Source organism: Thauera propionica, from assembly GCF_002245655.1.
Lineage (GTDB): Bacteria > Pseudomonadota > Gammaproteobacteria > Burkholderiales > Rhodocyclaceae > Thauera > Thauera propionica.
The window spans coordinates 615482-639738 of the sequence record NZ_NOIH01000003.1; the positions used below are offsets into that span (position 1 = coordinate 615482).

19 protein-coding genes and 1 tRNA gene are annotated in these 24257 nt (G+C 56.6%); 14 read left to right on the forward strand and 6 right to left on the reverse strand.

The window, feature by feature from the left end:
* Positions 1-2 precede the first annotated feature (2 nt).
* Together ptsP and CGK74_RS04245 are read left to right on the forward strand one after the other, a co-directional pair.
* A complete protein-coding gene (ptsP, locus tag CGK74_RS04240; RefSeq protein ID WP_094267240.1) occupies positions 3-1733 on the forward strand; it encodes a phosphoenolpyruvate--protein phosphotransferase in 1731 nt (576 codons plus the stop codon).
* A 1031-nt stretch (positions 1734-2764) separates the two neighbouring features.
* Positions 2765-2836: transfer RNA gene (locus CGK74_RS04245), tRNA-Gly, on the forward strand.
* Between the two features lie 514 nt (positions 2837-3350).
* On the opposite strand, the gene CGK74_RS04250 is transcribed toward CGK74_RS04245, so the two are convergent.
* The gene (locus tag CGK74_RS04250; RefSeq protein ID WP_004257827.1) at positions 3351-3518 is read right to left on the reverse strand and encodes a transposase; all 168 of its coding nucleotides are present in this window, start codon (positions 3516-3518) and stop codon (positions 3351-3353) included.
* A gap of 499 nt (positions 3519-4017) precedes the next feature.
* Here CGK74_RS04250 and CGK74_RS04255 point away from each other — a divergent pair, with 499 nt between their 5' ends.
* Genes CGK74_RS04255 through CGK74_RS04275 form a run of 5 tightly spaced genes read left to right on the forward strand, consistent with a single transcriptional unit; the run spans position 4018 to position 11819 of the window.
* Positions 4018-5175 (forward strand): tyrosine-type recombinase/integrase, encoded by a 1158-nt coding sequence (locus CGK74_RS04255; RefSeq protein ID WP_157354080.1) that lies wholly within the window; start codon positions 4018-4020, stop codon positions 5173-5175.
* A complete protein-coding gene (locus CGK74_RS04260) occupies positions 5172-8540 on the forward strand; it encodes a hypothetical protein (RefSeq protein WP_004257821.1) in 3369 nt (1122 codons plus the stop codon). Before CGK74_RS04255 ends, CGK74_RS04260 begins: the two co-directional genes overlap by 4 nt.
* An 8-nt stretch (positions 8541-8548) precedes the next feature.
* Complete coding sequence (locus tag CGK74_RS04265; protein WP_094267241.1) at positions 8549-9214, forward strand: hypothetical protein; 666 nt, start codon at positions 8549-8551, stop codon at positions 9212-9214.
* Between the two features lie 24 nt (positions 9215-9238).
* Positions 9239-9733, forward strand: coding sequence for a hypothetical protein (locus tag CGK74_RS04270; RefSeq protein WP_094267242.1), 495 nt, complete (start codon positions 9239-9241; stop codon positions 9731-9733).
* Positions 9726-11819 (forward strand): ATP-dependent DNA helicase, encoded by a 2094-nt coding sequence (locus CGK74_RS04275; protein ID WP_038011327.1) that lies wholly within the window; start codon positions 9726-9728, stop codon positions 11817-11819. The genes CGK74_RS04270 and CGK74_RS04275 overlap by 8 nt, the downstream gene beginning before the upstream one ends.
* 117 nt (positions 11820-11936) lie before the next feature.
* On the opposite strand, the gene CGK74_RS04280 is transcribed toward CGK74_RS04275, so the two are convergent.
* A complete protein-coding gene (locus CGK74_RS04280; protein WP_004257807.1) occupies positions 11937-12440 on the reverse strand; it encodes a hypothetical protein in 504 nt (167 codons plus the stop codon).
* 164 nt (positions 12441-12604) lie between these two features.
* Here CGK74_RS04280 and CGK74_RS04285 point away from each other — a divergent pair, with 164 nt between their 5' ends.
* On the forward strand, positions 12605-12871 hold the full coding sequence (locus tag CGK74_RS04285) for a helix-turn-helix domain-containing protein (protein ID WP_198291504.1): 267 nt from the start codon (positions 12605-12607) through the stop codon (positions 12869-12871).
* Positions 12872-13646: 775 nt separating this feature from the next.
* Here the strand turns inward: CGK74_RS04285 and CGK74_RS18730 are convergent.
* Together CGK74_RS18730 and CGK74_RS18735 are read right to left on the reverse strand one after the other, a co-directional pair.
* Positions 13647-14363: a hypothetical protein gene (locus CGK74_RS18730; RefSeq protein WP_165770038.1), complete on the reverse strand. Its 717-nt coding sequence runs from the start codon at positions 14361-14363 to the stop codon at positions 13647-13649.
* A gap of 28 nt (positions 14364-14391) precedes the next feature.
* A complete protein-coding gene (locus CGK74_RS18735) occupies positions 14392-14943 on the reverse strand; it encodes a hypothetical protein (protein ID WP_133091772.1) in 552 nt (183 codons plus the stop codon).
* A 624-nt stretch (positions 14944-15567) separates the two neighbouring features.
* Here CGK74_RS18735 and CGK74_RS04295 point away from each other — a divergent pair.
* A complete protein-coding gene (locus CGK74_RS04295) occupies positions 15568-16038 on the forward strand; it encodes a hypothetical protein (protein WP_083483071.1) in 471 nt (156 codons plus the stop codon).
* Positions 16039-16077: 39 nt separating this feature from the next.
* Here the strand turns inward: CGK74_RS04295 and CGK74_RS04300 are convergent, their stop codons facing one another.
* Together CGK74_RS04300 and CGK74_RS04305 are read right to left on the reverse strand one after the other, a co-directional pair.
* The gene (locus tag CGK74_RS04300; protein WP_094267244.1) at positions 16078-16977 is read right to left on the reverse strand and encodes a hypothetical protein; all 900 of its coding nucleotides are present in this window, start codon (positions 16975-16977) and stop codon (positions 16078-16080) included.
* 47 nt (positions 16978-17024) lie between these two features.
* Complete coding sequence (locus CGK74_RS04305) at positions 17025-17585, reverse strand: hypothetical protein (RefSeq protein WP_133091773.1); 561 nt, start codon at positions 17583-17585, stop codon at positions 17025-17027.
* A gap of 223 nt (positions 17586-17808) precedes the next feature.
* On the opposite strand from CGK74_RS04305, the gene CGK74_RS04310 reads away from it, so the two are divergent.
* The 5 genes from CGK74_RS04310 (at position 17809) to CGK74_RS04330 (ending at position 24127) form a co-directional block, all read left to right on the forward strand.
* Positions 17809-18003 carry a hypothetical protein gene (locus CGK74_RS04310; RefSeq protein WP_004257752.1) on the forward strand — a complete coding sequence of 65 codons (195 nt, stop codon included), beginning with the start codon at positions 17809-17811 and terminating at the stop codon, positions 18001-18003.
* Between the two features lie 583 nt (positions 18004-18586).
* Complete coding sequence (locus tag CGK74_RS19455) at positions 18587-18934, forward strand: HNH endonuclease (protein WP_004257749.1); 348 nt, start codon at positions 18587-18589, stop codon at positions 18932-18934.
* Between the two features lie 354 nt (positions 18935-19288).
* Positions 19289-20014, forward strand: a complete 726-nt coding sequence (locus CGK74_RS04320; protein ID WP_198291503.1) for an N-6 DNA methylase — start codon at positions 19289-19291, stop codon at positions 20012-20014.
* On the forward strand, positions 20011-21594 hold the full coding sequence (locus tag CGK74_RS04325; RefSeq protein WP_004257743.1) for an Eco57I restriction-modification methylase domain-containing protein: 1584 nt from the start codon (positions 20011-20013) through the stop codon (positions 21592-21594). Before CGK74_RS04320 ends, CGK74_RS04325 begins: the two co-directional genes overlap by 4 nt.
* Positions 21587-24127 (forward strand): DEAD/DEAH box helicase family protein, encoded by a 2541-nt coding sequence (locus CGK74_RS04330; RefSeq protein ID WP_038011349.1) that lies wholly within the window; start codon positions 21587-21589, stop codon positions 24125-24127. The genes CGK74_RS04325 and CGK74_RS04330 overlap by 8 nt, the downstream gene beginning before the upstream one ends.
* The last annotated feature ends 130 nt before the right edge of the window (positions 24128-24257 follow it).

Here is a 24257-nt window from a genome sequence, read left to right on the forward strand (position 1 = left end):
GCATGACCTTCGCCCTCCACGGCCTGCCGGTTTCGCAGGGCATCGCGATCGGCCACGTGCATCTGATCTCGCACGCCCTGCTAGAGGTCAATCACTACCACGTCCAGCCCAGGCACCTGCCCGACGAGTTGGCCCGCCTTGACGACGCGGTCGCCACCGTGCAGGGCGAGCTGATCGGCCTGAAGGCGGCCGCCACCTCGGGTCAGACGCACAGCGAGGTCGGCGCCTTCGTCGACCTGCAGCTGATGATGCTCGCCGACCCGCTGCTGATCGACACGGCGCGCAACCTCATCGAGACGCGGCGCTGCAATGCCGAATGGGCGCTGGTGCAGCAGATGGAGCTCCTGGTCGAGCAGTTCCGCCAGATCGAAGACCCCTACCTGCGCGAGCGCCAGGCCGACGTAGTGCAGGTGGTCGAGCGCCTGGTCAAGGTGCTTCTGGGCCACCCGGGCCACCTGCCGCCGAAGCGCCGCGACGGGCTGGGCACCATCGTTGTCGCCCACGATCTGTCGCCGGCCGACACCATCGGTTTTCGCGATCACAACATCTCGGGCTTCGTCACCGACGTCGGCGGGCCAACCAGCCACACCGCCATCGTCGCCCGCAGCCTGAAGATTCCCGCGGTCGTCGGCCTGCACCACGTGCGCGACCTGCTCGAGGACGACGAGCTCGTCATCGTCGATGGCACGCGTGGCGTGATCATCGTCGGCCCCGATGAACGGATCGTCGAGGAATATCGCCTGCGCCGCAGCGAGCTGGAGATCGAACGCTCCAAGCTCAACCGGCTGCGCGACACCCACGCCACCACGCTCGACGGCGAGACGATCAACCTGCTCGCCAACATCGAGGGGCCGAAGGACCTGCCGGCTGTGAAAACTGCCAACGCCGACGGCATCGGCCTCTACCGCACCGAGTTCCTCTTCATCGGCCGCGACACGCTGCCCGACGAGGAAGAGCAGTACGAGGCCTATCGCGCCGTGCTGAAGGCCTTGCCGAACAAGCCGGTCACCATCCGAACATTTGATGTCGGCGCGGACAAGGCGCTGGCCGGTGCCCCGGCGCGCGTCGAACCCAACCCGGCCCTGGGGCTGCGTGCGGTGCGCTACTCGCTGGCCGAGCCGAAGATGTTCCTGACCCAGTTGCGCGCCCTGCTGCGCGCCTCGGCGCACGGCAAGCTGCAGATCATGATCCCGATGCTGGCGCACGCGCAGGAGATCGACCAGTGCCTGGCCCTGATCGCCAAGGCCAAGGCCGAGCTGCGTGCCGAGAAACTCAAGTTCGACGAAGCCGTGCAGATCGGCGGCATGATCGAAATCCCCGCCGCGGCGCTGTCTCTGGGCATGTTCATCCGCCGCCTGTCCTTCCTGTCGATCGGCACCAACGACCTGATCCAGTACACGCTCGCCATTGACCGTTCGGACGAAGCCGTCGTGCACCTCTACGACCCGCTGCATCCGGCGGTGCTCAAGCTGATCGGCGCCACGATCGCGACCGGCGCCCGCTACGGCGTGCCGGTCTCGGTGTGCGGCGAGATGGCGGGCGACCCGAACTACACCCTGCTGCTGCTGGGCATGGGGCTGCGCAACTTCTCGATGCACCCAGGCAACATCCTCGAGATCAAGCAGCAGGTCCTGCGCGCCGATCTAAGCGACCTGGCACCCAAGGTGCAACGCATCCTGAAGATGGACGAGCCCGCCCGGCTGCGCGAGGCCGTCGAACGGCTGTCCACCTGAAGCCACCAGACCGTCGTTGCATTGCCGCCCCCCGCCCCAGTAGAATGGCGGCCTCCATCGCGGTCGCCAGCACGGCAGGCCGCCCTGGCGGGTGTCGTATAATGGCTATTACCTCAGCTTCCCAAGCGTGCGACTCGAGCCGAGTCGAAGGCTAGCTGTAGCCTCTGTGCCACGCGATCCCATTGCGGGATCACCACCATTGCGGTGGGCGCACAGAAACTCAGCCTTTCAAAGAGTGCCGTAAGGCACGAAACGGCGAAGGCCGTATAAGTAATTGTTCTGCCCTTCTCACGAGGGTGACAGGACCCGAGGTTCAGCCCTCGGTAGTCTAGGAGCAGTGCGCCACTGGTAACGGTGGGGTGCTGAGCGCTCTGACAATGTAGCCACCTTGCGGGGTACGTCATATCCCGTGAGGGGTCTGGCGTGATTTCGGGAGTTGCACCCGGATGAGGCGCTAGACTGAATTGGATGGTCAACGTAAGTGAACCGCCACTAAACGTCGTAAAGCATGAAAGAGCCAAAGGCAACTTGTTACATCGGGCTCTGGCCAAAATGGCACGTGATCGGATGTCTGCTTGCTTGGTGCAGACACGCTGACGCTAGCATCACCGGCGAAAAGGCGGGACCTTCCCAATTCTGTTACTTGTACGGAACGAGGTAAGCCCAATGCGGTGTCTGGCTCGTAAAACCAGACTATGTTGTTCGCAAGATCAACAGACGCCGTAGTGGGTAGACGAGGATGGAAAAAGCGAATGCTCCACTGTAACGGGGGGGATAGGGGATGTAACGATCGCCCCAACGCGAAAGCGTGCTGACTTCCATCTGGTGACTCTTCGTAAGAAGGGTCTGTATAATCGCAATCCCGACGGGGACGACGCTCATGTCCCCTCGCGGGATTACTGCGTCTTCTCCTGACGGTCTGAGCGGGTGTAGTTCAATGGCAGAACGGCAGCTTCCCAAGCTGCATACGAGGGTTCTTATTGCAGCCTGGGCCAGATGCACGTTAGGATGGTCTGAAGTAGTGTCTCAACGCGGGTGTCGTATAATGGCTATTACCTCAGCTTCCCAAGCTGATGACGAGGGTTCGATTCCCTTCACCCGCTCATTTCCCTATAGTTTCCCCTCCTTAGCACAAAACTCACCCTTTGTTGCACTTAGCAACTAAAGGTCACGTTGGTTAGACTTTCGCCAGTTGCATCCTTGCCGAAGGTTAGTTGTGCTTAAGAATGTCGCGTTAGTTCTAACAACGCTGGATGGAAATCAGGTGTGGCTGCGGCTCGGCCCAGACGACCAACCGGTACGCGCCCTCAGAGTTTTCCCAAGACCCTCGAATGGCGCGCTGTAAGCACCAGAGCCAACTAATGCAGGTGGCTTGCTGAATCCATGCGAGGGTTCGAGAGTTTCCTCTCCCCAGCACACAACCCACCATTAGTTGATTTTTCGACTAACTGTCACGTCGGTTAGCCATTCGCCAGTTGAATCCCTGCGATGGTTACCTGCTCGGCCCTAACGGTCACCCGGCACGCGCCCTCGAAGTTTCCGCTCAGACCCCTGAACAACGTTCTGCAAACACCAGATCCAACGTAAGCGCCCGGCGAACCCGTCTTGCCGTTTCGCTCAGGTGCAGTCGCTCGGCTGCCAGCGATGGACCTGGTTGGCGTTCAGGCCATTGGCCAGGGCCACGCCGGCCACCGAGACGCCGGGCTCACGACAGGCCGCGACCACCGACCGCTTGAATGCTTCGCCGTGCGTGCGCCGGGCTCGGCGAGGGATAACGAGGTCCATAGTGTCCACCATCAAGATTGATGGGCACGATCTTCATTGGGCTAAGCGGCTAGGGGAAGGTGGGTTCGCCGGGTGCTTACGATCCACTACTGCAGGTGGCTTGCTGAATCCATGCGAGGGTTCGAGCCCCTTCATCCGCTCGCTTCCGTAGAGTTTCCCCGTCCCCAGTGCACAAGCCACCATTATTCGCATTTTGCGAATAATGGTCACGTCATTTAGCCTATCGCCAATTGAATCCTTGCAATGGTTAGCTGTGTTAAAAAATGTCTCGTTAGTTCAAACAACGCTGCATGGAAAACAATCGTGGCGGCTGCTCGGCCCAGACGGCCACCCGATACGCGCCTTTGACGTTTTTGCTCGGACACTCGAGCGACGCTCTGTAAACACCAGGGCCAACTACTGCAGGTGGCTAGCCGAATTCTTCGACTATTTGTTCGAAGCCTCGATTTGGACACCGACTGGGCAAAATGGCAGTGCGAGCCATGAAACTTTGCTGGAGGTGCTTGAAGCCTACGACGAGTACTTGGTGCTTGGGGCCAATTCAGGTAACGCCATCGCACGCAGCATTGACGAGACCCTACCCTCTCCACACATCTCTAGAAGGTCCTCCGCTACCAAGCATGCCGCGGTTAGGAAGTTCCTGAAGCTCTCTGAGCGAGTTCGCGCGCAGATGTTGGAGCTGACCAAGGCCGGCGCTGGGTCTGCCATCATAGACGAGCAAAACCTGCTCGTTGGCATCGGTGACAAGCACGAAATTCCCCCGTTTCAACGCCGTGCGCTAATCACTAACTCAATGTTGGCCGGCGTTATTGCCAGGGGGCCCAAGCTGATTGAAGAAAGCGTTCTGCCTACCACCGTTCCTGACATAACTTACGAGCACGAACGAGCATTCCCATTTGACAAGGTAGGCGACGTCTTAAGTCACCTCAAAACCTACCGGGATAAGGCCCTATACGCCCTTTGCGCTGCAAGCGGCTGCCGTATAAGCGAAGCATTGCAGCTTCTATGGGACGACCTCGACACGAAGGCCCAAGCAGTGCGGCTGGTGGCCCCCAAGAGCCGGCCAAGCTGTCGGTCCTATCTAGCACTCGACCCCGAGGAGCGGGACCTTCTCGTATGGAAAGGCAGGGCGACGCCGGTGACCCTGCTCATCGAGCCGTTTGCGACAATGTTTTTTGAGGCGCTGGCTGCATACATGCGCTACGAGTACCTCCCCCACGCCCGGCACGGCTTCGTCTTCCAATACACGCGAGGCGGCGAACAGGGGCGACCTTATTTCCTTGCCGCTGCTTCCTCTAGAAACGGGGTGTTGAATAGGGCCATCAAGCTTGCCGGCGTTGAGCACGTAGAGGGGCCACATTCACTGCGGCACATGTACGGGACGTATCTCTTGAACTACTTCCCGCGGCTAGACGGCACGTACGGACTTCCGATTGGTATCGTACAGAAGCTCATGGGACATCGTCAGGCGAAGGACACGGCTAAGTACGCTCGTTACGACAGAGACCTGCTGGAGGCCGAACTGAAGTACGCGAACATGATGCTGTTCGGCAACGGCAAAGTGCGCTCAGTCAATGAACTCAAACGTGCGGCCTTGTTGTCTCGACTCGCCGAGGTGGAAGCTCAGTTGGAAGAGAACGAAAGTCAAGCAGCATGATTAACACGACGAAGAGCGAACTCGTTTTTCTCCAAACTGGTGAGGAACTGCACAAAAGTGTTGTGGCAGCCCTCAGCGATGCCAGTAAGTGGGTGCTACAAGCGTATGAACTCCAAGACCTCGACCTATCCGCGGTTACGACGAAGAGCCACCTCGAGGCCGCACTGCCAGCGCATATTGAGAGATTCATACTGCGAGAAGGTGGAGCGCACTTCGACGAACAGTATGTGAGGGACGTCTTCGCCTTCGTCAGCACCAACGTTGGCCATTGCTCGCCCAATCTGTACGCAGCGGTGACGCGAAGCCCGTTCGTGACGAGTAGCGGCAAGAGCGTGTATCGCAAATCGTACCTTCCGCCGCTGCGCAGGGGCTTTTCAACCTTCCTGATTGCTTTGCACATCCGCCGGGCGATAGTCCTGCCATTCTCGTTTCAATGGCCGCGGGGTTTGGACCTCGGCTACAAAGGCGCCACTGTCGGGAAGCGTGAGTTATGCCCGCTAGAGCACTTGCCTGAACTGTTGCGGTTTATTCGTTCATTGGACTACCGCGAGGGTGCGCAGCAGACCGAAGATGTGTTCAACACCTACAACTCGAAACAGCGCGAGCGCCTTGTCTGGATGAGTCAGCGGCTCATTATCGCTGGAGGGTGGCTTGAGCCAGCCGACGTCAACTACGAAGACATGCTGGCGCTAAAGGCCTCCAACGACGAAACGGAGTTCTCCGGCCACAGTGACCTTGGCATGCTGCTGCTTGCCGACCTGCTAGAGCGCAAATACGGCGATGCTTCGCCAGTGAATGCCGCGGGCTGGCGCGCGGTACTCGTGAACACGCGACCGACGAGAATGCTTGAGGGTGTCGGAAGCGCGCTCGGCAAGGGAAACGCCAACCTCGTCGAGCAAGCAGCCGCGCTAAGCCCTGCTGCCATGGCACCGGAGGCGTTGGCGAGGGTGGAACGGCTTCCCGGGTTGGAGTTCAACCTGAAGGCGAACGCAGAAACCTGGATTGGCATAGAACGCACGTTCCTGCGCAAGGTTCGGATGGAGAACAAGAGACAGCGTACTGCTGCTCTCGGATACCTGAACATCTACCTCTTCGGTTACCTCCCTTACTGGTATGCCGAAAACCCAGATTTTGAGTATGAGTTTCCTTCGATGCCAGCAAAGCTAACATCGGCGGTCTTTGTTTCTGATTTGGGGTTGCTCGATGGTAATTTGCGGCCGATGTCCTTTGTTGATTTCCTTGACTCAGTCGCTCGAATCCGAGGATGGGGCGCTAGTACCCATTACGGTTTCCTCAAGCAAGTCGCGCAACTGTTCGCATTTATTGAGCGGTACAGCGATTCCTTACCTGGCGCCAAAGATTTTCGCCAGCCGCTTCACACGCATGACTACCCCGCTCTCACAAAATCCACTGGAACAAACAAGCGGCCCATTCCGCGGCGTGTCTTCAAGCTATTTCTGTCCTACATAGAAGCATTGGCGACCCTTTCGGCCGTCCTGCTAGAACGGGCGGTAGCCGGGGAACTTAGCGGCAATGACATCGTTGGCCTCAGTTCACGTCGGACAATCATAGATTGCTTTGAGCGCCAAGACGTCTTCGGATTCATCCCCGTGGTTTTCCATCAGGGCAAGGCATTCCCCTTGAGGTTGATTCCCAATGTTTTCTACGCCGAAGCAAGGCGGCTGAAGAGCGGGCATGTAGCCAAGGTTCCACATCCGCATCCTCTGCATCAGATTATCGTTTCGCTCTACACCGGCTTGCGACACAACCATATTCAGTGGCTCGATAGTCTGGCGTTCGACCAGCATGTTGATGATAGGCCTGGCGGTCGGGAGTTTTCGGAGCTTCATGTCAATACCGACAAGACGAAGTCGAAGGCTTGGAAGTCGTTCGTCAATTTCAGAGTCATTGAAGTTCTCAGGCAGCAGCGGGCGTGGCGAGAGTTGATTGATGAGCCCGGGTTCAGTAAGAAGGTCTATTACAACAACAATCCGGAAAGTAAGTGGGGAAGCTTTTTCCCATTGTTTTCGCACTCGCCTGACGGGCGACCACATACGGACAAGTTCTACTCGTCGTGCTGGAGCCGGCTGCTAAGCGGCCTTCAGGGCCTTCTGGGCACAGTTGGGGTAAAGGGGGTTCGATTGATTCGCTTCTTGCCCCCTGGAGTGGCGTACGGCGACCCATGCATGGATGAGAAGCTGCGTGAATACGGGAGCAGCCAATCACGGATTTGTGAAGTCTCCATAAAGTCTGACATCACTCCGCACAGCGCCCGTGTTAGCGTTGTTTCCCATGCTATTGGCATTCTTCCGGCGGACCTCATTGGACGACACTGGACGGGACAAACTGAGGCTACCGTCTATCACTATGTCGTTCCTGACGAGGAAGAGACCTACGCAGAGCAGCAACGGCAGAATTTGGCGCTGCGGCAGAGGGGCTATGAACAGGGCTATGAGGCGATGCTGCGTGCCGCCCCGGGGCAGAGAAGTCCCTACATCAAGGCGGATGACGTCAACTCAAATTTGTCGAAGAGCCTGAAGGCCAACGTCGATGAGACGATTACGGCTTACGGCTGTATCAGTTTGAGCTTTGGGGAGGAGAGCAAGACAGGCCTTGATGTGCTGAGAGATACCAGAGCAGTCGGCGCGGTCGAGAACAAGACCGAAATCTGTCCTTACGGTAACCAGTGCCCACCTGAGGTGGTGGCCCAACTCAAGGGGTGGAAACGGTGTGCTCCCTGCCACTTTGCTGTGCGCTCTGTAGACCATCTCCCTGCCATCACTGCAAGGATACGACAGGTTCTTGAGGGGTTAGCGGAGATTGAGGCGCGGATTGCAGCCGCAGAGGACGCGGATGATTTCACTGCCGACGAGCTTGACGCATTGGAGCAAAACCGTGATGTCCTTGCTGAAGACTTGGCTGCATGGCAGATGGCAGCCGAGGTGCTCGAGGTGATGCGCCAACGAATTGCTGCCGGGAAAAGCACGAAGTCTTGGCATGTTCAAGAGCCGGAAATCATAGAAAGGCACCTCAGCCGAGCGTTGTTTCCAACCGACACGACCGAGTACGTGTTGGCCCGACTGCAGGAGAGTGAAGCCTTCCCGATGCTCGAAAGCCCGCAAATCCGGGCGCGGTTCGATTTGCTGCGGCGACAGTTGCTATTGAACACGGGGAACATTCGGGCTGCCTTGAAGTTGGAGCCGTCTGCCAATCCCGGGGCAGAATGTCTAGGGCTGTTAAGGTCAATCGTGGAAGCTCACCACCTCACGCTGGACGACCTGAAGGAGATGCTCGAGTCTGATGATTCTTACCTCGACTCGATTCCGAGCCGGCCACTCAAGTTGCTACCGAAGGTGGTGGCATGAGGAAGCCAATGTTGCCCGCTGCGACGAAAACGAAGAAGTGCTCAACGAACCCGTTCAAAGGCTATCAGGACAAAGTCGTAGCGGAGCGAGAACAAATAATCGTCCGATACCTCGCGTCACTGCGAAAAACTCGAGCCAAGTTCGAATACGTCACCGACTTGGCAAAGGCCGTCGCGGAGCAAGTCGAGTTGGCGGAAGGTAGGCCGTGCAGCTTCACCACTCTGCTTCGGAACAAGCGCTACAAGGCCTTGTTGCTGAACTTCATGGCAATACGGTCTAGGACAGACGCTGTCCAGGTATCCGACCCCGCTGCTCAGGCGCTTATTCATACCGTTGAACTCGAGTTGGGCAACGTAAAGCGCGACAACGACCGCCTGCGTGCCTATATAGCGGACCTTGAGGTGAGGCTGAGCGAGCATCCGGCACTGTCATCCTCGACTACGCAGCGCTCAGAGAGCGCAGACGAACTTTCTCGATTATCAAATGAAAAAGCGCTGGCCTGCAAAGCTTTGTGGTTGGTACTGGAACACTTCAAGGACTTGGTCAGTATTGATGCAGACCGCGGCAGCATCATCGACCTGGCAGCCTCGAAGCGCAAGAACGTCATCGTCGAACCAGAAATCGCACGGGTCTTTCTCGACTGGGTCCGCGCGAATTCCAAGGTTGGCAACTAGGCATTGAGTCGGGGAGGGCATCGCATGGGCACGCTGAGCGGAAAGGCGCTTGGAGCGGACTACCTTCGCAAGGTCGAGGCATACCTGGCGAAAGCTGACTTACTCCCTGTGTCTCGTGACGGCACCTTGAATGTCACTGCCATCGCTGAAAGCGCCGGTATACCAAAGCAGAGCATTTACAAGAACCCGGCCATACGGCGGACGATTGAGGAAGCGAAGGCCGCTCGTGGTCTTGATTCGTGGGCGGAACGGCGTGCAAGCACGCCACAGGACTGCGTGCAAGCTCCGGCAGAAGCGGCCACCCCTGCATCCCAGAGCGCCGCGTTAAGCGAAAACAAGCGCCTCCAGGCCGCTGAACGACGAGTTAGCGCTTTGGAGCAGCAGAATGCAGCGCTGATGGCTGAGAACTTCGAACTTCGTCGGCAGTTAAAGGCCCTCAAGCAGCAACTCGGCCGTCAGGACATGATGATTGATACCGGACGCCGCGTTCCCCCGCCCGTACCCCTGAACGATGCCTGAAGCAGTAACTCTCTCGGTCAGCGCGCTGCTGTATCACGACGCTCGTAAGGGCGGCGCAATCTTCTCTGGCGATGACGAGGCTGGCCAGCGAGTTAGAGTGGTTGCGCCATACTCAACTATTTCCCGGGTTCCCGTGCGTGGCGAGACTTGGCGCATAGATGGCGCCTACGAATCGCACCCGCAGTACGGTCGGCAGCTCAAGGCGACTCGCTGCCAATTCGTCGTCCCTCGGGGTCGCCTGCTCGTTCGGTATCTGTCACGTTCGAAGTCGTTTCCTGGCGTCGGGGAGGCAACGGCTGCCAAGCTCTATGACGAGTTTGGCGAGGGGCTGGGCGACGTTCTGCTGGCTAGCGACGTCGAGCGACTTAGGAAGGTCATTTCTCCCGCCCTCGCGGCCATCCTCGTTGAAGGGTGGTTGGCCCGGAAGACCGAGATGGAGTTGGTCTCTTATCTCGACCAAATGGGCTTCGAGCCTCGTTTGGCCGATAAGCTGGTTCAGTGCTGGGGTGACGCCGCAAAGGCTACCATTGACGCAAACCCGTACCTCCTGCTGGCCGTTGCCGGTTGGAGCCGTGTGGATGCCGAGGCTCAGAAGCTGGGCATAGCTCGCACGGACCATCGGCGGCTGGTTGGCGCGATAGAAGCTGCTCTCTACAGCCGCCTCAATGTCGGCCACACGCTGACTTCGCACGACACGACAGTCAAGCTCGCCACCTCCCTAGTCGGAAGGGAGCACTGCACCAAGGCAATCGCTGCGGCACGGGAGGATGGCGCAATTGTCGGGTCTCCAGGTCAGGGGTATCAGCCCGTTGGGGTGAGCTCGCTAGAGCAGGGCATAGCGGCGCGCCTGCGCGCCATGATTGCGGGGAAGGCTCCTGCCCAGGGCTACCTATTCCACGCCCCTTCCGATGCTCCTACGGACGCGTTAATCGCCGAATACGAGGGCCTACAGGGCATCAAGCTCACCGACGAGCAGAAGGCGGCTATCCGCATGGCAGCCAACCGCCAGTTCAGCTTGGTGCTCGGCGGCGCTGGCGTGGGCAAGACGACTGTGCTTGGGGGCCTCATTCGCGTCTTGGAGGCCCATCGCTGGTCGATACTCCAGTTGGCACTTGCTGGTCGAGCGGCCAAGCGAATGGGTGAGGCTACGGGCCGGCCTGCAATGACCATTGCAAAGTTTCTGCTTGGAATTCGGTCCGGAAAACTGGAGCTCGCGCCACGGACGGTGCTGGTGGTCGACGAGGCGTCGATGCTCGACCTGCCAACGCTCTACCGAATTCTGTCGCAGTTGCCAGACGGTTCTCGACTGCTTCTCGTTGGCGACCCGGCGCAGCTGCCGCCCATTGGTTTCGGGCTGACGTTTCACCGGCTTGCCACCAGCGATGCGGTGCCGAAGCAACATCTTACCCAGGTGCACCGCCAAGCCGCATCAACAGGCATACCCGCGGTTGCAGCGGCTATTAGGAACCATCAATTACCGGCGCTTGCAGAGTTTTGCGGAGCGCGACCTGGCGTGTCAGCTATCAGGTGCACACGCGATGAAATTGTTAGCGCGCTATTCGAGTTAGCACGAGTCTGGGCGGGCGATGACTGGCGTGTCGTTGGCTCCGTCAAAAATGGCGCAGCAGGCGTCAATGACCTCAACACCTCGTTCCATCATCGCTTCTCGGCAGGGAGAGCACGTCTTAACGGGTATTCGTTCGCAGAGGGTGACCCCATCGTCTATCTCCGGAACGACTATGACCGCGGTTTGATGAACGGAAGCCTAGGGACCGTCGTCGAGGTGCATTCCGAAGAGTGTGTCCTCGTGGCTGACTTCGAGGGCGACCGTCATATCCTGGCGGTCGGCGACCTTGCCGACATCGATCTGGCGTATGCCATTACATGCCACAAAGCTCAGGGGTCACAGTTCCGCCGGGTGGCAATCCCTTTGGTCAGGAGTCGACTGTTAGACCACTCCCTGATTTACACGGCGCTGACCCGCGGCGTCGAGCAGGTTGTGCTCGTAGGTGACATGGCGGCCCTGCACGCCGCCATCAAGTCCCCGCCTCGGGCAAGTCGACGAGAGGTCGGGTTCACCGTTTGACCAGGGCCATCCTGCAAAAGCCACCTGTAGGAAGCGAAGCGGAAGGGGTCAAGGAGCCGCCCGCAAGCGCAGCCCGCAGCCGCGGGCGAGCCCGAACGGGTGAAGACGGCAGGCCTATCATGTTCCGTCAAGTCCCAGCAGACAAGCGGAGCCCAAGCTATGGCCCTTTGTTTTGCGCTGATGTTTCAGGAGAGCACGCAACGCCGCTTCTCCGTATGAAGAGCCGGGCGCCGTAACGTCTTTCAAAGCGCAGATAACCTCAGAGCCACAAATGGTGAAGCTGGCTCCCTCATCCTTAGCGCATTCGAGTGCAGCGAGGATACTGACCGTACGGTACGGTATGACATCGACCATTTCAGGGCGCCTTGCATAAACAGTAAGCTTTTCCGTAACGCGGTCAAAAGTTGCGAACACGCTTCGCGAGTCGCCCATAACCTCAACGCCATCTTCTTTATTTAACTGATAGATGACCTCAAGCGGAGAGAGGTTTTCCACGTCAGGGAGGTGTTCAACAGTGGCGCCAGCGGAGGGTTGTGTCTGAGACGCTTCAGCTTCCTTCGCGTCTCGGTACTTATCGGCGCTTTCCAGCATCATGTTCAACGCGTCGCTCAAGGACTTCATGTCAGGTCCAGTGATGGTGATGTTAGGAAAAGGCAACCTTATCGCCAACGGGAGGCATGGCGAAGCCAGTCGGCGCACTTACTCAAGAGGCGCAACCAGGTTCTCTGTTTTGAATAGCCGATTTTGGACTATTCTGTTTTGGACTTCAAGCTGTCGGCGTATCCATGCATGGCACGCCGATGGAAAAATCCATTCACACAGAGCAGTATGCGCAGCTTTTGACGCTTCTAAGGAGTACGCGCGATGTTGCTGGGGTAACGCAGGTTGAGCTCGCTTCTCGGTTAAACGCGACACAGACGTTCATCAGCAAGTGCGAACGCGGCGAGCGTCGACTGGACATTGTTGAACTTAAACAGTGGTGCGAGGCAATCGGTTTGTCTCTGGTCGAGCTTGCTGTTCGTTTTGAAGATGCCTGCAACAAGCGAGCATGATAGTCGTTGAGGGGCGCTCGCGGCGGGGCGCAGTCACGAGTTGATAGGAACCGATTGAGCAGCGCTCATTAGCCTTTCCGCCCACTCACTCAACGGAACCTGGTCCTCCGTGCCTTGACGTGCCTTCTTTAAGGCTAGGTAAATCTCACCCTAGACACGACTAAAGTCGTCGTCCTCGCCGGCGTTTGGGATTGCTGCCAACGAGAGCGCAAAGCGTCGTCGCTGGCTACCAACGCGAAGCCGCTCGCGGAAATCGATTATCCGTTTCTCGGCTGGTGTAAGAACCTTGGTTACCTCGATGCGGCCATGGGCCGTTACCGTTACGTCGACCTGATCGCCTGCCGAGACATGAGGCCGCTTGAGAGCTATCAGCGGGATCGCGAGAAAGCGGCCAGGCTTGATTCGCGCAGTAGTCCGCATTTTCCTCATTGCTTCTCCTCTGACGAATGAGCGACAAACCAATGCTCACATGAGCACATCATGCTTCGAGCACTTTTCCCTCTTGGCCGCACTCAAGCTGGATTTGGGCGTCAGCCTGCCCGTTCAGTGGCTTTGGGGCAAGCCCAGGAACCAATTTTGGTCGAGACGACTTGTCTGCTAGCGGCAGCTTAGGGGAAGCGAAACTCCAACGACTGCTTTCCGGCGACGAATCTGACGAGTCGTCGGTCGCAAGCCGACCCGATGCCGCCATTGGGCTTTGAAGAAAGCTGCCGCTCAACGTGGAGCTCAGGGGGCGACAAAAGCGAAGCTTTTGGCGGTCCGCTGGAGCGTAGCGTTATGTTTTTAAGATGAGATTTTCCACAAGTTGATTGCCAAGTGGAGATAGCTTGCAATAACCATCCGTTGTTATTGCAATGAATTTTTGCTTCTGTAATTCTTCAAGGATTCTTCTAAAGGTTGTCTTGTTCCTGTAATCGATCTTGGTGCGCAAATCCTCAGAAGCGAGGCGGCCTTGCCTATACAAAATCAGCAGTGCTTTGTCTGTCGCTTTTAACTTCTTATCCAAGACCATGAAGGTTTCGCCATCATCCCAAATAAGATCGACTTGCTTGTACAGTACTTGATCAACTAGTTCTTTAGCGTTTTCTGGCGCCGCAGAACTCGCCAAACGAATTAACTCTCCAAGTACCCACTTAGATGAGTGCAAGATAAATGATGCGTCAAGCTTATTAGGGATGACTGACGCAATATGTCCAACCCCCCTCTTGTTTCTTACGCAGTACATGGCGTATAGAACACGCGGAATTAGGATTCGATACTCTTCTGCGCCAGTACTCGACTCATAGCGAGCGAGAACAGCTTGACTGAATGATCCAAGCGCAGTTGAAAAAGGGGTATAGCTTCCCTGTAGTTCATGTTCGATTAGACGTCGGACGGCTTCAACGAAGTGGCCCGCGTCAAGTTCGCTCGTCTTCCACTTTTCGAGGCGGTAGTTCTGCTCAACCTCAAGAAATGAGTCGACGATGTGTGTGACAATTTCCTTCGGATACATTCCCTCCAGAACAGCCTGAACTTGGGATCTAGGCATTGGCAAGCAGTTCCTTTGCCTTCTTGCGCCCCTGGAAAGTAAGCTTGATTTGCTTGGTTCCACCCTTCACGCCATCGGACAAAAACACTGTTTTGTCATCAAATATCTTGGCGAAATTTGGGCCGTCGATACAGCCATGCTCTTCGCAAATCTCGCGAATTACCTTTGAGGGTACTTGTTCATCCCCCATTAGCGCAGCTCCATAGCAGTAGAGCAAGGCAGCATTTGTCATCTGGAGTTTCTTGCTTGCGCCTGGAATTTCCGCAACAATTTTAAGCTTTCCGTTAATCTCGGAAAACACTGACGGATAGGTTGCTAGAGATTCCACCTCAGAGGCTTCACTCTGCTGCGTCGTCGTTCCAGCGGATGATTGCTCGCTCGCAGTCGGAGGAACTTCCGCTCTTGGCTCTACTGTTAGGTGCCTTGCCATTACACGAACAATGTCTGTGAGGCTTTCAAAGTGTTTCGTGACGAATTCTTCTGACCCCTCAAGTTCCAGCACGCCATCCTGAGCGGAGTAGCGGAACTTTGCTTTTTCTGTCATAGCGGCCTCCCTAGATTGTGATGGTGCACAAAGCTTGAACCATAACTTTGTTTTCTGGCGACACTTTCGTCCGCGCAACATCGGAATACTTGATAACTTGCCCTACAAGTTACTGTTTAGAAGCAGAAACTACGTGAAACGCAGAATAACAAGGCATGAAAAACCGCAGTCAACAGTTTTCAGGGTCGATGCGAGCGACTTGCATACAGGCCGGTAGCATACCGCCTCGCCCGGATGACCGCTATCCGGACTGGGTGGCCAGTGACGGGTCGTGGCCGAGTGTGTGAGGTGGCGAGCGGCAGCTTCCGAGAGGCGAAACTCTCGGGAGACCCGTCCGGCTGATCGGCAGCTTTGCGGAAGCCTCTATGAACGCTGTGGGTCGGGTCGAGACGCTCGGGGGCGTTCGGCCTTGCCGCATCAATGGTGAAGGTCTCAGTCCGGCCAGAAGCTGCCAGAGAAAACACCAAAGAGCCTGTCGCTGGAGCGTCAGCTGAACTCGAAGAACTGTCTGACGGTGCTCTTACACGGTCTGAAAATTCATTGTCCAACTCTGTTATTACATCCAAACTTACAGCTTAAAATGCAACGGCCTGCAAATTGCAGGCGTCTAATCGGTTTTCATCCATGAGCACGCCTATCTTGACCGCCGCTGCATTTCAGAATGCAGCAATCGCCTGGGTCGAAACGCTTGAACAACAGGCTTTGGCAACTGGTCAGGCACTCGACGACCGCGAGCTCGCGCTGGCTGACCATGTGGGCGTGCGCTATCCAGAACGCATTCGGATACTCGAACTCGACGCCTTTCCGCAGCCGCCCGAGCCAGAACTGCATGCCGCTGCGCGGGCAGTCGGTTTGCTCGGGCCCGATACGGTGGGGCTAACCACGGGCTATGGGATCTTCTTGAGATGGGGATCCCGGGCTGATGCACGTGTGTTCTCTCACGAATGCCGGCACGTCTCACAATACGAGTCCGCAGGGAGCGCAGCAGCCTTTCTCAAGGAATACATTGGCCAGGTTCTTCAATTCGGGTACCGCAATTCGCCACTGGAGCAAGATGCGCGGGCGCATGAGCGCCTAGCGTTCTTGTCTTCTTGACGCCCCGGTCTGAAGTGCTGCAACCGCTTATAGTGCGATTTACTCTTCGTCGCTCAAATCTAGGTCCGCGAGCATCTTATCCAGATCTGCTGCATCGCTTTCGTCGATCTTGATCGCCTTCGTAATCCCATTGGGTCCGCAAACCGTACTCTGCTCTTCATCGTTGAGAGTGCGTGTCGCCTTGCCTGAGCGGATATCTACTTCAAAGCTGTTATCGACTTCAGCAAGATTGTTTCCACCCCCGAAGACGTCCTGTAAGACGTCAGAGTCCAGCACCTCTTGTACCTTGGCCGCCATGACTTCGTCGATGAGCCCGACCGGCTTGAAGACCAGGGCTGGGTAGGTCATGGTGTAGTCGAATCCGATCTTAGTGATGACAGCCGGGGGCAAGGCGCCGCGTTTCTTCAGTAGGTCGATGTACAGATCCCAACTAGTCAGCGAAGCTGCCGGAACGTCCAGGAGCATTACGTCGTTGATCTGACCCGCCGGGGCCAGTGCAAGACGCTTCTTGTCCGTACACGCCTTGTCTTTCTTAACTTCTCCGGCGACCTTCGGCCCTACCTCGTTGTGCCGGCAGGCTGCACACCTTTTGGCCTGCGGAGATCTTGCGTCGGCATCCGGAACAACACCATCGTTGGAGTAGCAGTCTGGCTTTTCGACCGAGTTATTCGCGGCGCCTTTGATGTAGTACGTCTTGGCGACACCGGGGTGCGCCTTCAGCACGATGACTTCAATGCTCGCGGCAGGTTCGCCGTCACTTTCCGGCTTGGTAACGAGGATCTTCTCATCACCGCGCTTGACGTGGAAAACCTTGCCTTTGATGCTGATGATGGGTATGCACACCTGCTTCTTGCTATAAAAATCGTCGAATGACACCTTAAATGCATCGACAAGGAAGGAGGGGATTTCGCCAGACTCGAAAGGAATGATGTTCGGCATTGGTTTCTTTGCCCTGTTGGGATAAAGAGTGCTTCAGAATCAATTTCTCATATACGGCGAACGCCAACAGTGACTTCACTTCTGTAGGTCACTCCTGGCGGGAGGTTGCCATTGGCAGCCTTGAACTCCTCGACCATTGCTTTGTTGACGCGGTCTGCAAAAAATGAAATTCGATTTTCAGTATCATCGAGTACCCAAGTAAAGAAGTCTTCTCGATTTGTGACGTACGCGCTTGTACGTATTGAAAGGTAAGCAGTGCCGGCATTGGTGTGGGCAGAATCGATGCCCGAGTTTTGGAAGGTCTTGAGGATGATGGCTTCCATTTTGTCCATCACGGCGTCGATCTTCACCACCTTCTCGTCGTACTGCTTTCTGAGCTGGGATTTCTTGTCACGCAGCTTGATGTAGTTGGCAACCAGTTCATCGAGGTTCACAGGGCTTCTCCTTGCTTGAATCTGAGCAGGTTTCACTGTAGGCGAAGGGGTTGTAGCTTCGATACGGTGGCCGACCGACCGGCTCTCGGTGAAGTCACATGCCCAGCGTGTTGCGGTTGAGGCGGAGCGCATCGCATCGCATCGCATCGCATCGTGATCATAGGTGCGCTTCACCGAAGCTGGTCAAGTGTGGCCTCAATAGTTTACATAACTCGACAGTCAACGCCTTGAGAGAGCATTAGGTCGGACAATAAAGCCATGGCATGCAGGAAAGCTTGAGAAACACGGGCAGGCGTGCCGAGGTAGCGGAGGTAGAGGAGTCTGAATGGTGCTCAACTGTCCGAAGTGGCGCCAATCTAGCCACCACGGTCACGAAGCAGCGGGAGGAAGAGTAGGTATGCAGAAAGACGAACCCACACGCGCGCAGCTCATGGCGGCGCATCTTAAGGCAGATCAGGATCGGTTGATCGAGAAGGGAGTGCTGCCCCCGAACATCGTGCGGCAAACGGCCAAGGCGGCGGACAAGGAAACGCCGGAGCAGCGCGAGCAGCGACGTGCCGCAATCGAGAAACTGCGGTCATTTCTAGACTGAGGGGGCGATATGGGAAGCAAGAGTAAGGCCGGCGGCCGGATATCCGGGCGGGTGGTACCTCTCACCCCCTCGAAGAACACCATGCTCACGCAGTTTTCAGATACGGCGCGACGGCTGGCAACGTGTCTCGATCTATCGGACGCTGAACGGGTAGCGCTCAAGATCATCGAAGAAAGATGCCGACGAGAGTTGGAGAAGCTGAAGAGGGCTGACGAGCAGATTCGAGAACGCGTGAAGTTGTGGGACGAGCACTATGCACGTAAGCGTACCGAGAGGATCGAACTTGCCCACCGAAAATCCGGTTTCACTAACTGGACGCCTCGAGCGCCGGGGAGTGCATTTAAGCCTAAGTGAGTTTTGAAGAAGCGCATAAAACGTGAAAGTAACGTCGCCCAGAGCGAAGGTCATTGTGCGAAAGAGATCTGCCTCTTGTTCGGCTTAGGTTGCGACTCAAGCTAAAAAGAAGAAGGAAAAGGAAATGCTATATCAGACCTGCAAGGACTGCGGACAATCTCTCCCGATGACCAGGGATTACTTCGGACAAACGCCAAGTGGTGGATTCAGGCGAAAGTGCCGTGCATGTATGCGCGCTCACGTAAAGGCATACGATAGTGCGAATCCAGAGGGGGCTGCGGCGAGAGCTAGGTTAAGACGGGAACGCGAGTATGCGGCGGGCGGCTCAGGATACACGGACAGAGATCTACAGAAACTTCGATTTAGGCTTGGTGATCGATGTGCATACTGCGACACTCCTCTTGGTGGAAGGGGGCACTTGGATCACATGACCCCAGTAGCCAAAGGTGGTCGTGACGATATTGATAACGTGACCTACTGCTGCGAATCATGCAATCAGGCAAAACATGCCAAGACGGTAGAGGAATACTTCGCGTGGCGTAGGGCTCGTAAGCTTCCTCTACGGGCAGGGCTGTGAGGGTTGACTATTAACCGCAGCATTCGATAGGGCCTCTTCATTGATTGAAAACTTTGTCCGACGTTTTCTAAGACAGCCGTGACTCTGCGACAGCTCCGCTCAGAAACCTGCCGATGGCCCACCGAGGCGGTGAATGTCTGTTTTGGGTTGGGTCGAGACGCTCGCAGGTCAGCTCAGCCAAGTTGGCCAGTGAGCTCGAGAGTGAAGGCCACGGTCCGGCCACAACCGGCCCGCGGCCTTCTGGCGGCCTACGGCTGCACAGGACCCTGAAGCCACCATTTGCGGAGTGGCACCTTCAATTAAGTAGTCGACAAGGTCCTACCGTTCTAATATCCGCCAAACGGCAGGCGCTCAATGCGCATCCAGCGCCGGGCGGAGGTCAGGCATAATGCAAGAGTTGTGATCCGTTACCACCTAAAACCTGTTACGCCCATGACACTTGTTAAGTCAAAACAACGCGTCGCTGATCATGGGGAGGTGTTTACCCCCGCGTGGATGGTCGACGCCATGCTCGATCTCGTCAAAGACGAATCGGAGCGCATTGACTCCCGCTTTCTGGAGCCGGCGTGCGGAAGCGGGAACTTCTTGGTTCGGGTCCTGCAACGCAAGCTCGCGACCGTCGAACTCAAGTATGGCAAATCGGACTTCGAACGGCGACACTTTGGGTTGTACGCGTTGATGTGCATTTACGGTATAGAACTGCTGGCCGACAACATAGCAGAGTGCCGCGCGAACCTGTTGGAGATCTTCGCGGAGTACCTGAATATTGAGGCGACAGACGAACTGTACCGAACGGCGTTTTGCGTGCTTTCGTGGAATCTCGTCCATGGCGATGCCCTGAAAATGCTGGCAAGCGATGGACAACCGATCACCTTTGCCGAATGGGGTTACCTCGGAAAAGGCAAGTTCCAGCGCCGTGACTTCCGCTTTGACATCCTCACGGGCATGTCGAACCATGTCGAACAAGGCTCGCTATTTGCCGAGCATGAAATCTTCACGCCAATGAAGACCTACCCACCGATGACCGTGCGCGAGCTTGCCAATCTGGCAACCGGCGACACTGCACAGGGGGAGGCATGAACGGGAAGGCTTCCTTCACGTTGCGCGGCCGCAACCCAGACGTGCTGACTTGCATTGCGAATCTCTCGAACGACGAAGTATTTACCCCGCCCGAGTTCGCCAACCGGATGCTGGATACACTCGCCGAAGCTTGGGCCGCCGGCCACGACGGCGCGAACATCTGGGCCGATAAGAAGGTGAGATTCCTCGATCCGAGCACTAAGTCTGGCGTATTCCTTCGGGAAATCACTCGGCGACTTACCAAGGGGCTCGAACGCGTAATCCCGAACCTTCAAGAGCGCGTAAACCACATCCTGACCCAGCAGGTCTTTGGGATTGGCATTACGCATCTCACTAGCCTGCTGGCACGCCGTAGCGTGTATTGCTCGAAGCACGCGAATGGGGAGCACTCCGTCGCCAGGGGCTTCGACAGTGATTCGGGCAATATCTGGTTCCACCGTACCGAGCACGCTTGGGCGAATGGTAAATGCGCCTTTTGCGGTGCCAATCAAGCGACTTATGACCGAAGCGAAGACATGGAAACTCATGCCTATGCCTTCATTCACACTGACGATATCAGAACTCGGGTTGCCGAGTTATTTGGAAGGGATATGCGGTTCGACGTGATCATTGGCAATCCGCCGTATCAGCTTGGTTCGGACGGCGGCACGCGCGATGTGCCGATTTATCAGCATTTCGTAGAGCAGGCAAAGAAGCTGGAGCCGCATTTCCTCACCATGGTAATCCCGTCCCGCTGGATGGCTTCTGGTCTTGGACTTAGCGAGTTCCGGCAAACGATGCTCGGAGATCGGCGGATGCGCGAACTCGTAGATTATCCGGCAGCAAATGATGTTTTTCCGGGGGTCGAGGTCAAGGCGGGCGTCTGCTACTTTTTGTGGGACGCGGCGCACAACAGCGACTGCAATGTCACGACTATTCGGGGTAGTGAGATTGTTGGGCCGATGGTGCGCAATCTCGGAGAGTACGACGTCTTTGTGCGGGATGGCCGCGCCATATCAATTCTGAGAAAAGTGCAGAAGCACTCAGAGCCGTCTATCAACACGATACTTGCACGTGACAAGGAGTTTGGGTGGACATCGAATTTCGACGGTTTCCATGAAACGGAGCGTGTCGGAGATTTACCGCTCTACTACATTCGCACGATGAAACGCAGTGTCGGCTATATCGGGCGGAAGGAAGTTACCAAGAGCGCGCATCTCATCGACACTTGGAAAGTTCTTGTTGCAAAAGCGTACAATGGGGGCGATGGCATTCCACATCAGATTTTGGGAAAGCCGTTGATCGCGCCATCACCTTCTGTTTGTACCCAGTCGTTTCTATTCTTTTCCGTTGATTCGGAAAAAGCGGCCAAGAGTCTTCAATCATATTACACTACCAGATTTTTTCGTTTCCTAGTGTCCTTGCGCAAGATCACTCAGGATGCGACACACGCTGCTTATACTTGGGTTCCGATCCAGAAGTGGGACCGCACTTGGACGGACGAAGCCCTTTACGAAAAATATAAGATCACCACGCAGGAGCAGGCGTATATCGAGTCTCAAGTCAGGGCGATGACTCTCGACAATGATGCAGATGAGTAAACCGACCACAGAGGAAATCCTCGCGCCCAAGCCGGAAGCGCGGCCGCGTATCTACGCATACTCGATTGCCGACGCTGCGCACAAGGGGCTTCTCAAGGTAGGACAAACCACGCGCGACGTGAAGCAGCGCGTCGCCGAGCAGCTTAAGACGGCTGCTATCAAGAACTATCGAATCGAAGTCGACGAGTTCGCTGAGTGCGAAGACGGCAGCATTTTTAGTGACCATGAAGTTCGCGCAGCGCTGGTTCGAAAAGGCTTCGCGAACGTAGAATTGGAATGGGTGCGCTGTAACGTCAATGATGTAAAAACCGTGCTGACCGAGTTGCGTAGCGGCCAGCGGTTCGCGGGGACGCATCACGAAACCTTTCCGATGCGCCGCGAGCAGGCCGATGCCGTGGACAAGACATTCGACTATTACCAGTCGATCTGGGCCGAAAACAAAGACGCCGCCCCGCGTTTCCTATGGAACGCAAAGATGCGTTTTGGCAAGACGTTCACCTCTTACCAACTGGCGAAGAAGCTCGGTGCCAAACGTGTTCTGGTGGTTACCTTCAAGCCCGCGGTCGAAGATGCCTGGCAGACGGACCTTGACTCCCATACGGATTTCAATGGCTGGCAGTACCTTTCTCGCTCGTCCGGCAGCGACCCGACACAGATCGACCGCAAGAAGCCTGTCGTCTATTTCGGTTCGTTTCAGGATTTGCTCGGCCGCGATGCTGCTGGCAACATCAAGGCCAAAAACGAATGGCTTCACACGGTGAACTGGGATCTTGTGGTGTTCGATGAATACCATTTCGGCGCGTGGCGTGATACCGCCAAAGAACTGTTCGAGGGTGAAGAGGAGTCCGTGGCGAAGAAGGAGGCCAAGATCGAATACGCCGAGGGCCTTACGGACATGAACGAAGACCTCGCCGTGCTCTCGGAGAAAGAAGCGGAGTTCTTGCCCATCACCACGCGGGCTTATCTATACCTTTCCGGCACACCCTTCAAGGCGCTAGCAACCGGTGAGTTCATCGAGGAACAGATTTTCAACTGGACCTATACCGATGAGCAGCGTGCCAAGGAAGCCTTCGCAGCTACGAATCCAGGGAAACGGAACCCTTACGGCGCACTGCCGCAAATGCGTTTGCTGACGTACCAGATGCCCGATGAACTGCTGGCGATTGCGAGCGGCGGGGAGTTCGACGAATTTGACCTCAACGCTTTCTTTGACGCATCGGGGTCTGGCAAGGCGGCAACCTTCAAACACAAGAGCGATGTGCAGAAGTGGCTGGACATCATTCGCGGCGGCTACACGGTCAAATCGGTCGAGCATCTGAAGATGGGTACGCGGCCGCCGTTTCCGTATTCCGACGTGCGTTTGCTGCCTTACCTGCAACATTCATTCTGGTTTCTGCCCAGTGTTGCTGCCTGCCAAGCAATGGCGAATCTGCTGGCAGAAAAGCACAACACCTTCTGGCATGAGTACACGGCAATCGTGGCGGCGGGTGCGTCGGCGGGTATCGGGCTAGAGGCGCTGCCACCTGTACGCAAGGCAATCGGTAGCGGGTTTGAGACCAAGAGCATCACGCTCTCCTGCGGAAAACTGACCACCGGTGTGACCGTGCCACAGTGGTCGTCCATCCTGATGCTGCGCAACCTCAAGTCGCCAGAAACCTACTTTCAGGCGGCGTTCCGCGTGCAATCGCCCTGGTCCATCAAGAATCCCAACGGCGACAATCCGAACGAGGAGGAAATCCTCAAGCCGGTCTGTTTTGTGTTCGACTTTGCGCCGACCCGTGCCCTGCGGCAACTCTCTGAGTACGGCATCGGCCTATCGCCAAACGAGCCGAACCCAGAGAACGCCGTCAAGGATCTCGTCGCATTCCTACCCGTACTGGCCTACGACGGCGCGAACATGACGCAGATCGACGCGGGCGGTATTCTCGACATCGCGATGGCGGGAACCTCGGCCACGCTGCTGGCGCGCAAGTGGGAGAGTGCCCTGCTGGTAAACGTGGATAACGACACGCTCCGGCGCATCATGGACAACCCCGAGGCGATGGCCGCTGTGGAGCGCATCGAGGGCTGGCGCGCGCTGGGCGACAACATCATCGAAACCATCATCAACAAAAGCGGCAAAGTCAAGGATCTCAAGAAGAAGGCGAAGGACAAGGATTTGTCGGCCGTGGAGAAGAAGGAACTCTCCGAGGAGGAAAAGGAATATAAGTCCAAGCGCAAACTGGTGCAGGAAAAGCTGATCAAGTTCGCTACCCGCATTCCGGCGTTCATGTACCTCACAGACTTTCGCGAGAATACCCTCCAGGACGTGATCACCAAGCTGGAGCCGGATTTGTTTCTTGCGGTCACCGGTCTGACGGTGCAGGACTTCCATCTGCTCGTCCGCCTCAAGGTGTTCAACACCGAGCAGATGAACCAGGCTGTTTTTGCCTTCCGTCGCTATGAAGATGCGTCGCTTCGTTACACGGGCATTGAGAGCCACGAGGGGCTGACCCACTACGGTCTTTACGACACGGTGGTGGCGAAAGATTGATGGATTAAGGGAAATGGCTTTGGGGAGTGGCTTGCCGAAGGTCGACATTCTCTCTGGCGCCGCAAGGGCAAGTACGAACGATGCTGAGGAGACTGCTCTGACGTAGGCAGGAGTGGAACCGACCGCCCAC

Coding starts and splice junctions, on each gene's coding strand:
- CGK74_RS04250 (WP_004257827.1), bottom strand. CDS start 3,518: ATGGACCTCGTTATCCCTCGCCGAGCCCGGCGCACGCACGGCGAAGCA.
- CGK74_RS04265 (WP_094267241.1), top strand. CDS start 8,549: ATGTTGCCCGCTGCGACGAAAACGAAGAAGTGCTCAACGAACCCGTTC.
- CGK74_RS04295 (WP_083483071.1), top strand. CDS start 15,568: ATGAGCACGCCTATCTTGACCGCCGCTGCATTTCAGAATGCAGCAATC.
- CGK74_RS04260 (WP_004257821.1), top strand. CDS start 5,172: ATGATTAACACGACGAAGAGCGAACTCGTTTTTCTCCAAACTGGTGAG.
- ptsP (WP_094267240.1), top strand. CDS start 3: ATGACCTTCGCCCTCCACGGCCTGCCGGTTTCGCAGGGCATCGCGATC.
- CGK74_RS18735 (WP_133091772.1), bottom strand. CDS start 14,943: ATGACAGAAAAAGCAAAGTTCCGCTACTCCGCTCAGGATGGCGTGCTG.
- CGK74_RS04285 (WP_198291504.1), top strand. CDS start 12,605: ATGCATGGCACGCCGATGGAAAAATCCATTCACACAGAGCAGTATGCG.
- CGK74_RS04320 (WP_198291503.1), top strand. CDS start 19,289: ATGCGCATCCAGCGCCGGGCGGAGGTCAGGCATAATGCAAGAGTTGTG.
- CGK74_RS04280 (WP_004257807.1), bottom strand. CDS start 12,440: ATGAAGTCCTTGAGCGACGCGTTGAACATGATGCTGGAAAGCGCCGAT.
- CGK74_RS04300 (WP_094267244.1), bottom strand. CDS start 16,977: ATGCCGAACATCATTCCTTTCGAGTCTGGCGAAATCCCCTCCTTCCTT.
- CGK74_RS04330 (WP_038011349.1), top strand. CDS start 21,587: ATGAGTAAACCGACCACAGAGGAAATCCTCGCGCCCAAGCCGGAAGCG.
- CGK74_RS04325 (WP_004257743.1), top strand. CDS start 20,011: ATGAACGGGAAGGCTTCCTTCACGTTGCGCGGCCGCAACCCAGACGTG.
- CGK74_RS18730 (WP_165770038.1), bottom strand. CDS start 14,363: ATGTATCCGAAGGAAATTGTCACACACATCGTCGACTCATTTCTTGAG.
- CGK74_RS04270 (WP_094267242.1), top strand. CDS start 9,239: ATGGGCACGCTGAGCGGAAAGGCGCTTGGAGCGGACTACCTTCGCAAG.
- CGK74_RS04275 (WP_038011327.1), top strand. CDS start 9,726: ATGCCTGAAGCAGTAACTCTCTCGGTCAGCGCGCTGCTGTATCACGAC.
- CGK74_RS19455 (WP_004257749.1), top strand. CDS start 18,587: ATGCGCGCTCACGTAAAGGCATACGATAGTGCGAATCCAGAGGGGGCT.
- CGK74_RS04310 (WP_004257752.1), top strand. CDS start 17,809: ATGCAGAAAGACGAACCCACACGCGCGCAGCTCATGGCGGCGCATCTT.